The 11,848-nt window shown below is 67.5% G+C and carries 14 protein-coding genes; 10 read left to right on the plus strand and 4 right to left on the minus strand.

Annotated features, from left to right (window positions below; translation table 11 throughout):
- From WBV89_RS18110 to WBV89_RS18120, 3 genes are all read left to right on the plus strand, one after another.
- The coding region (locus WBV89_RS18110; protein WP_423982730.1) for a M23 family metallopeptidase at positions 1-384 on the plus strand (384 nt) is incomplete at its 5' end.
- Between the two features lie 19 nt (positions 385-403).
- The gene (locus tag WBV89_RS18115) at positions 404-1,360 is read left to right on the plus strand and encodes a phosphotransferase family protein (RefSeq protein WP_423982731.1); all 957 of its coding nucleotides are present in this window, start codon (positions 404-406) and stop codon (positions 1,358-1,360) included.
- Positions 1,357-1,695 (plus strand): DUF6285 domain-containing protein, encoded by a 339-nt coding sequence (locus tag WBV89_RS18120; protein ID WP_423982732.1) that lies wholly within the window; start codon positions 1,357-1,359, stop codon positions 1,693-1,695. Before WBV89_RS18115 ends, WBV89_RS18120 begins: the two co-directional genes overlap by 4 nt.
- 10 nt (positions 1,696-1,705) lie before the next feature.
- Here WBV89_RS18120 and rlmN read toward each other — a convergent pair whose 3' ends face one another.
- Genes rlmN through WBV89_RS18140 form a run of 4 tightly spaced genes read right to left on the minus strand, consistent with a single transcriptional unit; the run spans position 1,706 to position 5,816 of the window.
- The gene (gene rlmN, locus WBV89_RS18125; RefSeq protein ID WP_423982733.1) at positions 1,706-2,785 is read right to left on the minus strand and encodes a 23S rRNA (adenine(2503)-C(2))-methyltransferase RlmN; all 1,080 of its coding nucleotides are present in this window, start codon (positions 2,783-2,785) and stop codon (positions 1,706-1,708) included.
- Positions 2,782-4,596, minus strand: coding sequence for a M3 family oligoendopeptidase (locus tag WBV89_RS18130; protein ID WP_423982734.1), 1,815 nt, complete (start codon positions 4,594-4,596; stop codon positions 2,782-2,784). Before WBV89_RS18130 ends, rlmN begins: the two co-directional genes overlap by 4 nt.
- Entirely contained in the window at positions 4,596-5,561 is a 966-nt protein-coding gene (mshD, locus tag WBV89_RS18135) for a mycothiol synthase (RefSeq protein ID WP_423982735.1), read from the minus strand. The genes WBV89_RS18130 and mshD overlap by 1 nt, the downstream gene beginning before the upstream one ends.
- A gap of 51 nt (positions 5,562-5,612) precedes the next feature.
- Positions 5,613-5,816: a hypothetical protein gene (locus WBV89_RS18140; protein WP_423982736.1), complete on the minus strand. Its 204-nt coding sequence runs from the start codon at positions 5,814-5,816 to the stop codon at positions 5,613-5,615.
- A gap of 78 nt (positions 5,817-5,894) precedes the next feature.
- On the opposite strand from WBV89_RS18140, the gene hisC reads away from it, so the two are divergent.
- The 7 genes from hisC to WBV89_RS18175 form a co-directional block, all read left to right on the plus strand.
- Entirely contained in the window at positions 5,895-6,956 is a 1,062-nt protein-coding gene (gene hisC, locus WBV89_RS18145) for a histidinol-phosphate transaminase (protein ID WP_423982737.1), read from the plus strand.
- Between the two features lie 58 nt (positions 6,957-7,014).
- Positions 7,015-7,608 (plus strand): imidazoleglycerol-phosphate dehydratase HisB, encoded by a 594-nt coding sequence (gene hisB, locus WBV89_RS18150; RefSeq protein ID WP_423982738.1) that lies wholly within the window; start codon positions 7,015-7,017, stop codon positions 7,606-7,608.
- Positions 7,605-8,249, plus strand: a complete 645-nt coding sequence (hisH, locus tag WBV89_RS18155; protein ID WP_423982739.1) for an imidazole glycerol phosphate synthase subunit HisH — start codon at positions 7,605-7,607, stop codon at positions 8,247-8,249. The genes hisB and hisH overlap by 4 nt, the downstream gene beginning before the upstream one ends.
- Complete coding sequence (locus WBV89_RS18160) at positions 8,246-8,962, plus strand: 1-(5-phosphoribosyl)-5-[(5-phosphoribosylamino)methylideneamino] imidazole-4-carboxamide isomerase (RefSeq protein WP_423982740.1); 717 nt, start codon at positions 8,246-8,248, stop codon at positions 8,960-8,962. Before hisH ends, WBV89_RS18160 begins: the two co-directional genes overlap by 4 nt.
- On the plus strand, positions 8,959-9,720 hold the full coding sequence (gene hisF, locus WBV89_RS18165) for an imidazole glycerol phosphate synthase subunit HisF (protein ID WP_423982741.1): 762 nt from the start codon (positions 8,959-8,961) through the stop codon (positions 9,718-9,720). The genes WBV89_RS18160 and hisF overlap by 4 nt, the downstream gene beginning before the upstream one ends.
- 51 nt (positions 9,721-9,771) lie before the next feature.
- Positions 9,772-11,145, plus strand: a complete 1,374-nt coding sequence (locus tag WBV89_RS18170; RefSeq protein WP_423982742.1) for a diguanylate cyclase domain-containing protein — start codon at positions 9,772-9,774, stop codon at positions 11,143-11,145.
- Positions 11,146-11,211: 66 nt separating this feature from the next.
- Positions 11,212-11,848 (plus strand): MFS transporter (locus WBV89_RS18175; protein ID WP_423982743.1); only part of this gene is annotated, 637 nt, incomplete at its 3' end.

Raw genomic sequence — 11,848 nt, forward strand, 5'->3', positions numbered from 1 at the left:
GGACTCGCCTGTCCGATGCCCGGATCGGCGTACGGCGACACGTGGGGCGCAGCCCGCTCCGGCGGCCGAAGCCACGAGGGTGTCGACATGATCGCGCCTCACGGTCTCCCGATCTACGCGGTGACCAGCGGAGTGGCCACGTTCAAGTCGAACAACCTCGGCGGGAACGCGATCTCGCTCGTGGGAGACAACGGCGATCGGTACTACTACGCGCACCTCAGCGGGTACTCGGGCAGCAGCCGTCGGGTCTCGAAGGGTGAGCTGATGGGCTACAACGGTGCCACCGGTAACGCCAACGGGACCAACCACCTCCACTTCGAGGTGCATCCCGGTGGTGGTCGAGCGGTCAATCCGTACCCCACGGTGCGCGCTGCGGGCTGCTGATCTGGCAGGCTCGGGTCCGATGACCGGTGCCGCAGAACACGATCGTTTCGTCGGCGTCCTGTCGGCCACGCTCGGGGGAGCCCGGGTCGACGATCTGACCCGACTGTCGGGCGGAGCGTCTCGTGAGACGTGGCGGTTCGTGGCCGATGGTCGCCCGCTCGTCGTGCAGCGACAGCGCGCCGGAGACATCCGCGACATGATGGTCGAAGCGCGCGTCGTGGCCGCCGCAGCGCGGGCCGAGGTTCCGGTGCCGACCCTGGTCGCATCCGAGCACAACGAGGACGGTTCGGCGTTCATGATCGTCGAAGCGATCGAGGGCGAGACGATCGCCCGCAAGATCCAGCGCAACGACGAGTTCGAGCACGCCCGGACGCTGCTGCCCGAGCAGTTCGGCGCGGCGCTGGCCGCGATCCACACGATCGAGCCGGAGCCGGGTATGGAGACCGTCGATCAGATCGCGCACTACACCGAGGCGATCGACGGATTCGTCGAGGCGGGAACGGGTCGTCCGCAACCGATGCTCGAACTGGTGCGGAGATGGTTGATCGACCACCGTCCGCCCACGGTCGATCCCGTGGTCGTCCACGGCGACTTCCGGCTCGGGAATCTGATCGTCGACGAGAACGGGCTGAGTGCCGTGATCGATTGGGAGCTGGCCCACCTCGGGGACCCGATGGAGGACCTCGGTTGGCTGTGCGTGAAGGCGTGGAGGTTCGGCCAGGCACCGCCGGTCGCCGGGCTCGGGGACTACGAGCGCCTGTTCGAGGCCTACGAGGCTGCGGGCGGTCACCCGGTCGATCCGATCGTGGTTCGGTGGTGGGAAGTGATGGGCACCTGGAAGTGGGCGATCATGTGCACCCTCCAGGCGAGCGTCCACCTGAGTGGCGCGGCGCGCAGCCACGAACTCGCCGCCATCGGACGTCGTGTCTGCGAGAGCGAGCACGACCTCTTCCTCGCACTGGAGGGACGCTGGTGAGTCTGCACGGATCGCCCTCGTCGGCCGAGCTGATCGAAGCCGTTCGGGAATGGCTCGAACGCGACGTGTTGCCGTCGGCCGAGGGTCGCATGCGATTCCACACGCGGGTGGCTGCGAACGTGCTGGCCACGGTGGAGCGCGAACTCGCGATGGGCGACGTGCAAGAAGCTGCGCACCGTGCACGACTCGAGTCGCTCGGCGTCGCCGACGATGCCGAGTTCGCGCGGGCGATCCGGAGCGGTGAGCTCGACGATCGCTTCGACGAGGTCCGTTCGGTCATCCGCGCGGACGTCGACGACCGCCTTTCGGTCGCGAACCCGCGCTACGTCGACTGAGGTCGACCAGTCAGGTGCTCGGCGATGCGGTGCGCTTCTTGCCGAGCGTCACCGCTTGACCGGCCGCGAGCTGACCGCAGGCCGCATCGATGTCGGTCCCGCGGTTGCGCCGGACCGTCGCGTTCGCACCCAACTCCTCGAGTCGGTCGCGGAATTCGTACACGCGCTTGAGCGGCGTTCCGCGGGTCGGATAGCCCGGCGTCGGGTTGAGGGGGATCAGGTTCACGTGGGCGCTCGGCCGCAGCTTCCAGCAGAGTTCAGCGAGTTCCTCGGCATCGGACGGCCGATCGTTGACCCCGTCGATCATCGCCCATTCGAAGCTGACGCGCCGGTTCTTGACCTCCAGGTACTCCGCGCACGCATCGAGGAGGTCGTCGATCGGATAGCGCTTGTTGATCGGGACGAGTTCGTTGCGCAGCACGTCGTTGGCGGCGTGGAGCGACACCGCGAGGTTCACCGGGAGCGGCAGATCCTTCAACGCTCGGATCCCGGGGATGATCCCCACGGTCGAGATCGTGATGTGGCGTGCGGACAGCCCGATGTCGCCATGGAAACGCTCGGTGGCCGACCAGACCCTCTCGAGGTTGGCCATCGGCTCGCCCATCCCCATGAACACGATGTTGCTCACGCGCCGATCGCTCGCCCTGGCCGTCCGCGCCGCGCGCACGACCTGTTCGACGATCTCACCGGTCGTCAGGTGCCGCGTGAAGCCCGCCTGCCCCGTCGCACAGAAGCCACACGCCATCGCGCATCCGGCCTGGCTGCTGACGCAGACCGTCGCCCGGTCGGGGTACAGCATCAGCACCGTCTCGACTCGACTGCCACCGTCGAGTTCCCAGAGGAACTTGACGGTGTCCCCGTTGTCGCTGACCGACTCGGTGACGAGGTCGAGAGCGAGCGGGAGTTCGTCGTCGAGTCGTGCCCGTAGTGCCTTCGGAAGGTTGGTGATGTCGGCCGGATCGGCGAGCTGCTCGTAGAGGCCGGCCCACACCTGGTCGAGGCGATATCGGGGCTCGCCGTTCAACAGCTCGCCGAACTCGTCGCGGGTCAGGTCGTACCGCGTCGGAGCCTTGGTCAGGGTGGAGGTCATGGCGCCGATGGGGCGAACTTCTCGGCGAGTTCGACGTACGCGTCGATCCGGGCCCGGATGACGTCGAGGCTCGCCGTCCAGAACGCCTGGTCGGTCACGTCGAGGCCGAACGCCGCACCGAGCTCCTCGGCGCTGTCCATTCCCGCCCGCGACAGCAGCGTGTCGTAACCCGTGCGGAAGTGGTCCGGGTCCTCGCGGTATCGTGCGAACAGGCCGAGCCCGAACAACAGGCCGTACGTGTAGGGCCAGTTGTAGAAGTGCGAGCCGTAGTAGTGCGGCTTGAGCAGCCACATGTACGGGTGGGCGGTGGTCTGGTCGAGACCGTCCCCGTAGGCGTCGGCTTGGGCACCGACCATCATCTCGCAGAGTTCGGTGGCGCTGAGCGTGCGCCGTTGGCGCCGTGCGAACACTTCGGTCTCGAACGTGAATCGTGAACGGATGTCGACGACGACCTGGTTCGAACCCTGGAGGTCGACATCGAGCAACGCCAGGCGTTCGGCGTCGTGTTCGGCTCCGTCGAGCCGGGCCAGTCCGGCCTCGACCACCAGCGTCTCGCAGAAGATCGATGCCGTCTCGGCGAGCGCCATCGGGAGTCGGCGTTGCAACGCTGTGCGTGCGGCCAGCGTGGTGTTGTGGTAGGCGTGGCCGAGTTCGTGGGCCGTGGTCTGGGTCGACTCCGCTGAGCCGGACCAGTTCAACAACACGAGCGACCGGTCGCCGACGAAGGGCATGCAGAACGCGCCGCCGGTCTTGCCGTCGCGGGGTTCGGCGTCGATCCAGCGCTCGTCCACGGCGCGGTCGACGAGGCCACCGAGATTCGGGCTGAACTCGGTGAACGCGGTCCGCACGACGTCGAGGCCCTCGGTCCACGTCACCGATCCGGAGCTGACCGGCGCCGGCGCGATCAGGTCCCACCAGGGCAGCGCACCGCCGTGGCCGTGGAGCGTGGCCTTCGCCCGCATCCACCGGCGGAAGTCGGGCAGCGATGCCGAGATCGCCGATTGCATCGCGTCGAAGGTGGTGCGGCTCACGCTGTTGGCGAACAGTGACGCGTCGAGGGGCGACTCCCAGTTGCGTCGCCGGTTGACGATGTTCGCCTCACCCTTGATCGCGTTCATCGCGGCGGAAACGGGGACCTCGATGGTCGGCCAGGCCAAGAGCTCCGCGTCGTAGGCGGCTCGGCGGATCCGTGGGTCGGGGTCGGTTGCGAGTCCGCGGACGGCGGTCAGCGGGAGTGTGTCGTCGCCGTCGGGCAGTTCGACGCAGGTCGACAGCTGTGAGGTGACCTCGCGTTGGAGTCGTCCCCACGCACCGGCCCCGGTGGTCGACAGTTCGGCGTACAGATGCTCCTCGCGCTCGGACATCTGATGTCCGGCGCGCTCGGCGAGTCGACCGAGTGGTCCGAGGTGTTCGTCGGCCTGCGAGCTCACCGCCACGAGGTCGGTGAGGTCGAAGGATCCGACCCAGTCGGCGAGGCGTGAGAGCAGCGGCCGCAGCCGTGATTCGACCGGCTCGATCTCGCTGAGCTCGGCCTGGGCTGCCGCATCGCGCGAATCGGTCGATACCGACGAGTAGATGAACGCTCCGAGGATGTCGAGGTCGGCGGCGACTCGGTTGTACTCGGAGATCACGGCGTCGGCGGCGACACCGTCCTCCGGTGTCGCGGAGTGATGCTCGATGGCGCGGACGCCGTGCTCGTCGAAGAGTTGGATCAGACGGTCGACGTCGGCAGCGATTCGTTCCTTTTCGGCCAGGAACGAGCGGGCATCGAACCCCTCGTGCACGTCGGCAACACTCCAGGTCGGCAACATCAGCAGGCTCCCAGTCGTTCGGGTACGGGTCCGGGCCGATTCTCGACCTCGGTGACGAACGCGGCGTTCGTCGAGTGCACATCGAATCCGAGGCGGCGGTACATCGCAACGGCACCCCCGTTGGCCGCATCCACGTACAGCAGGGCGTTGTCGATTCCGTGCGACGCCAGGTGGTCGAGACCGGCGAGGGTCATCTCCGAGCCCAGCCCGTGCCCGTGGAAGTCCGGGTCGACCGCGATCACGTAGATCTCGCCGAGGTCGCTCGCGTGATCGGAAGCGGACGGGTCGTGGCCCTCGTGATGGACCTTCGTCCAACAGAATCCGGCGAGTCGGCCGTCGCGCTCGTACATGCGGAATCCGTCGGAATCGAACCATGACTCCTGTTGCCGCGTGCGAAACACGTCGAGCGTCCATCCGCCCTGCTCGGCGTGGTCGGCGAACGCCCGGTTGTTGACCGACAGCCACGCCTCGTCGTCGGCGCCGGGAACGAACGGCCGGGTCTCGATCGTGGCGTGACGCTCGGTCGGAAGGCTTCGTCTCATCTGGTACAGCGTCCGATCCTGATGCATTCCGGCATCGTCGGCGAGCGTGCGGTGAGCGGTCGTCGGCTCGTACACCCACCAGTTGACCGCACCGCCCCCGGCCGAACGGACCACGTCGAGCGCGGCATCCAACAACTCGGGGCCGATCGTCGCCATGTCGTAGCGGTGATGGGGGTGGACGACGAGCTCGAAGATGTGTGAGTCGTTGCCCTGCGACACCTGGGCGTACGCCACGGGGTGCTCGTGACCGGGCTCCCAGGCCAGGAGACCGGCGAAACCATCGGCGCCGCCACTCACGAGGTCGAGGTACAGATGGTCCGAGAGCGGGCGGCGGCCGTCGGCGCGTTCTGCGGCATCGAGCAGCGATGTCACCTCGGCGATGTCGCGGTCGTGCATTTCACGCTTGATCTCGAGACACCTCACAGATGTACCGTATCGCCACACCGCTGGCGCTCCGATGGAACGGATCGGTCGTCAGCCCGCCGCTCGGATCGCCCGCCGCAGCCCGCGTTCGGCAACGCGGATCTGTCGTTCCGCCTCGTGGATCGCGCCGACGAAATCATCTCGATCGGTGCCGAGGTGGGCTTCGGCGAGAGCCGCCACCCGAGCCCGGTACTGCTCGATGTTGTCCGCGATCGTCGCGAGTTCGTGCGCGGTTGATTGGGTCGATCCGGCCATGTGGCCTGACGGTATCCGCCGATCGGGGCGCCAAATCGCCGACGTCGGGCGGCGACGTCATCGGTAGCATCGGCGGTCGTGATTCCCGTTCGTGACGACCTGCGTGCACTGGACGGATATCACTCCGCCCAGGTCGACGTCGACGTTCGGCTGAACACCAACGAGTCACCGTTCGGCCCGCCCGACGGTTTCCGCGATGCGCTGGCGGCCGAACTGAGCCGAGTCGACTGGAATCGCTATCCCGACCGCGCCGCGAACGCCCTGCGAGCCGACATTGCCGATCTCCACGGTTGTGATCCGGCGCAGGTGTTCGTCGCCAATGGGTCCAACGAGGTGTTGCAGACCGTTCTTCTCGCATATGCAGGTCCGGGTCGGACCGTGGCAACGTTCGAGCCGACGTACCAGATGCATGCCCAGATCGCCCGGGTGACCGGGGCGACCGTCTACGAGGGGGAGCGAGGAGTGGATTTCACGCTCGACCCCACCGAGGTCGAGCGGGTACTCGCCGTCGCGGCGCCGCATGTCGTGTTCCTCACCTCGCCGAACAACCCGACCGGACTCGTCGAGCCACGTGAACGGGTCGAACAGTTGCTCGATTCGGCACCCGGCCTCGTCGTGGTCGACGAGGCCTACGCCCAGTTCGCCGACTGGACCGCCCTCGACATGGTCGACGAGGCGCGGCCACTCGTGGTGACCCGGACGTTCTCGAAGACGTGGTCGATGGCCGGTGCCCGCCTCGGTTATCTCGTCGGGCCGACCTGGCTCGTCGCCGAACTCGACAAGGTCGTGCTGCCGTACCACCTCGACGTGGTCAAACAGCTCGCCGGTCGGATCGCGCTGCGCTTCACCGCCGCCATGAACGACCGCGTCGAGATCCTGGTGTCCGAGCGTGATCGCATCAGCGCAGCACTGCGGGCATTGCCGATCGACGTGTTCGACTCCGGCGCGAACTTCGTGTTGTTCCGGCCCACCGCGATCGCTGGACGCGCCGTCTGGCAACAACTCGTCGACCGCAGCATCCTGGTCCGTGACTGTTCGAGCTGGCCGCGACTGGATGACTGCCTCCGCGTCACGGTCGGGACGCCCGACGAGAACGACCGCTTCCTCTCCGCCATCGACACGATCGTGTCGCCCTCGTGAACTCACCCAAGATGCACATTCGTGCCAGGCACCAATGTGCATCTGTGAAGGACTTCGTATGACCCGCACCGCTTCCCGCTCCCGCCGCACGAAGGAGACGTCGATCGACATCTGGATCGACATCGACGGGAGCGGGGTCACCGAGATCTCGACCGGCATCCCCTTCTACGATCACATGCTCGATCAGCTCGGTCGACACGGTGGATTCGATCTCAAGGTCGAGGCGGTCGGCGATATCGAGATCGACACCCACCACACGGTCGAAGACGTCGCGATCACACTCGGCGAGGTGTTCGCCGAGGCGCTCGGCGACAAGGCAGGAGTTCGACGGTTCGCAAGCGGTCGCTATCCCCTCGACGAGGCGCTGGTCGACATCGCGCTCGACCTCTCCGGTCGTCCGCACGTCGAGTGGCACGTCGAGATGCCCGAATCGCTCGCGCTGGGGAGTCCGGCGTTCGACCCGCAGCTCGCCGAGCACGTCGTCTCGTCGTTCGCGACGTCGGCGGGAATCACGCTCCACGTCGAACTCGTGCGCGGGCGCAACACCCACCACGTGATCGAGGCGACGTTCAAGGGGCTCGCTCGAGCGTTGCGTGACGCAGTACGCGTCGAGGATGCATCGGGCATCCCGTCCACGAAGGGGGTCCTGTGACCGCGGAGTCGGCTCCACTGATCGCCGTTCTCGACTACGGAATCGGCAACCTCCACTCCGCGCAGAAGGCACTCGAGAAGGGCGGCGCCGATGCTCGCCTGACCCGTGATCCCGGCCTGATCGCCGATGCCGCCGGTGTGGTCCTGCCCGGGGTCGGAGCGTTCGGCGCGTGCATGGACGCCCTGCGTTCGGTCGGGCTCGAGGACCCGGCCCTCGCCGCTGCGGCGTCCGGTCGCCCGTTTCTCGGGATCTGCGTCGGGATGCAGATGCTGTTCACGCGATCCGAGGAGAGCCCCGAGTCGGCCGGCCTCGGATTGATCCCGGGCATCGTCGAGTGGATCCCACCCGGTCCCAAGATTCCGCAGATGCAGTGGAACCGTCTCGACCTGCGCTTGTCCGACGACCCGATGCTGGCCGGCCTGAGCGACGATCGGTGGGTGTACTTCGTCCACTCGTTGCACGGCGTCCCCGACGATCCCGCCGTCGTCGCCGCGACGGTCGAGTACGGGACGACGATCAACGCCGCGTTCCGACTCGACAACGTGTTCGCTGCCCAGTTCCATCCGGAGAAGTCGAGTCGTCCGGGACTCACGCTGCTCGCGAACTTCGTGCGCGGTTGCTCGGTGGAGGAAGCAGCATGACCGTCGACCTGTACCCGGCGATCGACCTGCGTGGCGGGCGAGTGGTCCGCCTGCGACAGGGCGACTACGCCGACGAGACCGTGTACGGCGAGAACCCGGTGGCGGTCGCCCGGGACTTCGCTGCAGCCGGGAGCCGGTGGATCCACATCGTCGACCTCGACGCGGCGAAGTCCGGCAACCCGGTCAACCGCCCGATCATCCAGGACGTGGCACGGGCGGTGCGCGGTGACGCGCAGATTCAGACCGGAGGTGGGGTGCGGAGCGTCGACGACGCCCGCCAACTCGCCGACGCGGGTGTCGCACGGGTCGTGATGGGTTCGGCAGCAGTCGCGGATCCGACACTCGTGGAGCGAGCGTCCGATGTCGTCCCGGTCGCGGTCGGTCTCGACCATCGCGACGGGGAGGTGGCCGTCCACGGCTGGACCGAGGGCAGCGGACTGCAACTCGACGACGCCTACGCCTTGTTCCCGAGGGCAGCGGTCTTCGTGATCACCGACATCGGTCGTGACGGCATGCTCGAAGGGCCCGACGTCGAGGGATTGACCCGCTCGGCGGCCGTCGCCGGCGCTCCGGTGATCGCCAGCGGCGGTGTTGCCGACCTCGCCGACATCGAACGCCTCGCACTGATCGCCGACCTGGGTGGGATCATCACCGGCAAGGCGCTGTACGAAGGTCGCTTCACGGTGGCCGAGGCGCTGGAGGCACTCTCGTGAGGACGGCACGAGTGATCCCGTGTCTCGACGTGACCGAGGGTCGCGTGGTGAAGGGAACGAACTTCGTCGACCTGCGCGATGCGGGAGACCCGGTCGAACTGGCGGCCCGGTACGACCTCGAAGGCGCTGACGAACTGGTCTTCCTCGACATCACCGCCTCGAGCGACAACCGGCAGACGACGGTCGACATGGTGCGCGCCGTGGCCGAGCAGGTGTACATCCCGTTCACGGTCGGAGGCGGGATCCGCACGTTGGAGGACGCCCGCACGATGCTCCAGGCCGGTGCCGACAAGGTGAGCGTGAACACCGCAGCGGTCGAGCGTCCCGAGTTGATCACCGAGATCGCCGAGGTGTTCGGCAACCAGTGCGTCGTGTGTGCGATCGACGCGAAGCGCCGCGAGTCCGGCGGATGGGAGGTCTACCTCCACGGCGGACGGACACCGACCGGAATCGACGCTGTCGAATGGGCGCAGCGCGCGGTGCAGCTCGGCGCCGGTGAGTTGCTGCTGACGTCGATGGACCGCGACGGCACGCGCGAGGGGTTCGACCTCGAACTCACCCGCTCCATCGCCGATGCGGTCACCGTTCCGGTCATCGCCAGCGGCGGTGTCGGCACCCTCGACCATCTGAGCGAGGGGGTGCTCGGTGGGGGTGCCGACGCGGTCCTCGCGGCCTCGATCTTCCACTTCCGTGAACACACCGTCGCGGAGGCCAAGGCGGTCATGACCGCCTCTGGAATCGATGTCCGACCGGCCTGATGCGCGACCGGTTCGTGGGGCGGCACCTCCGTCGGGATCTACGCTGAGCGCGTGAACACCGACCGAGAACACGGGGTGGACTATCTCCAGCGGGTGCTCGACGCGGCCCCTGCGGCGGTGATGGTCATCGGAGCGGACCTCACGATCCGCTGGATGAATTCAACCGCCGTGGACCTGTTCGGGTTCTCCGTCGAACACGCGCTCGGTCGATCGATCCTGGAGTTCATCGATCAGGACTGGAATCCGCTCGCATTCGACTCGGTGATCTCCGCACTCAGCGGAGCGGGTCTGCGCCAGCCGATGCTCTTTCGCGCTGTTTCCGAGGACGGAACCAAGACCGTCGTCGAGGTGACCGCGAACGTTCAGTTCGAGGACGAGGTGGTCGACGGAATGGTCGTCTACGTTCGCACGTGGGACGAACGGTGGTTGCTGGACGAGGTGCTCCACGCGATGGCTGCGAACGAACCGATCGAACACACGCTCCAACTGTTGGTGCAGGTCGCGGGAGCGGAGACGATCGGGGCTCCTGCATCTCTGCTGTACGAACCGCGCGACGGTCGCGTCGCTGGGATCGTCGCTGCAGACGTGCTCCCGCTCGACCTGCGTGGTCCTCACCTTGGATGCGACGACGAGCTGGTCGAGATCTGGGCGCCGTTGTTGGCGCCGACCGTCGGTCACGTCCACGACGTCGTCGACCTGCCACCTCGACTGAGGGTTCCCGCTGCGGAGAACGGCCTCAAGACGTTGTGGCTCTGGCCCACCGCCCGCAACGACGACCGCTCCCGATCCGCGTGGGCGTTGGCATGGCGATCCGACGAGCACCTCGACATCGACGAGACCCGCCGGATGATGATGGCGCGCCTCGCCACGCTCGTCGGGATGATCGTCGACGGCGCGCGAATCGACGCAGCGCGGACGCACGCCGCAGCGCACGATTCGCTCACCGGTCTTCTGAACCGAGGCGAGTTCCACGCGCGATGCGACACCATCATCCAGGCCGCCTCGTCGAGATCGAGCGGCGGTGTGGGCTGTGTGTACCTGGACCTGGACGGATTCAAGCCGATCAACGATGCGCTCGGGCACAGCGCAGGAGACCGAGTCCTGGCCGAGATCGGTGGTCGGCTCAATGCGGCCGCCCCGGCCGGCTCGGTGATGGGCAGGGTGGGCGGCGACGAGTTCGCCCTCGCATGCGAGGCCGCCGACGTCGGCGAACTGGTCGCCCTCGCTCGCCGCATGGTCGACAGAGTTGGCGAATCGGTGCCGCTTCGCGACGGTGAGATCGTTCGGGTCAGCGCCAGCGCAGGCGTGTCGTTCAGGCCGAGCTCGGCGGCGACCACACTGACGTCACATCGGCTCGTCGACGCCGCCGACCGGGCGATGTACGCGTCCAAGCGGTCGGGTGGGAGTGTCTCCGTCGCCGGTTGACGCTGACGGGCCAGTGACGCCGGGCGATGCGTCGTCGGTGGATTCAGAGCTTGACTTCACGCATGGTTGAAGTCGTACCGTGCGACGAATGATCTCGACGGGCGGTTCGCTCTGACCGCGGACACCACACCGACAGCGCCGCTGGAGTCGGACGACGCCGGGTCGCGACGAGCGCTGCAGATCGGACTCGTCGCGGTCGTGACGCTCGTCGCGTTCGAGTCGCTCGCGGTCACCACGATCCTGCCCGACGTCGAAGCCGACCTCGGTGGGATCGCCTGGTACGGGTGGGTGACCACAGCGTTCTTCCTCGGCACGATGATCGGGATCGTCTTCGCCGGTGACCAGGCCGACCGGCGCGGGGCGGGGCCGCCGTACGTCATCGGGCTCGTGTTGTTCGCCATCGGGCTGGTGATCGGTGGTCTCGCCCCCGGCATGCCGGTCCTCGTCGCCGGTCGATTCGTCCAAGGTCTCGGCGCCGGTGTCGTGCCGGCGATCGGCTACGTCGCGATCGGCCGCGCCTTCACGGTTGCCGAGCGCCCGCGCATGTTCGCGGTCCTGTCGACCGCATTGGTGGTGCCCGGCATCGTCGGCCCGGTCCTCGCCGAACGCATCGCAGGTGCGGTGGGCTGGCGCTGGGTGTTCCTCGGACTGCTCCCGCTCGTCGCGTGCGCCGGGTTGATCGTCCTGCCCGCGATGTGGCGCC

It is taken from the genome of Ilumatobacter sp., assembly GCF_049588435.1.
Taxonomy (GTDB): Bacteria; Actinomycetota; Acidimicrobiia; order Acidimicrobiales; family Ilumatobacteraceae; genus Ilumatobacter_A.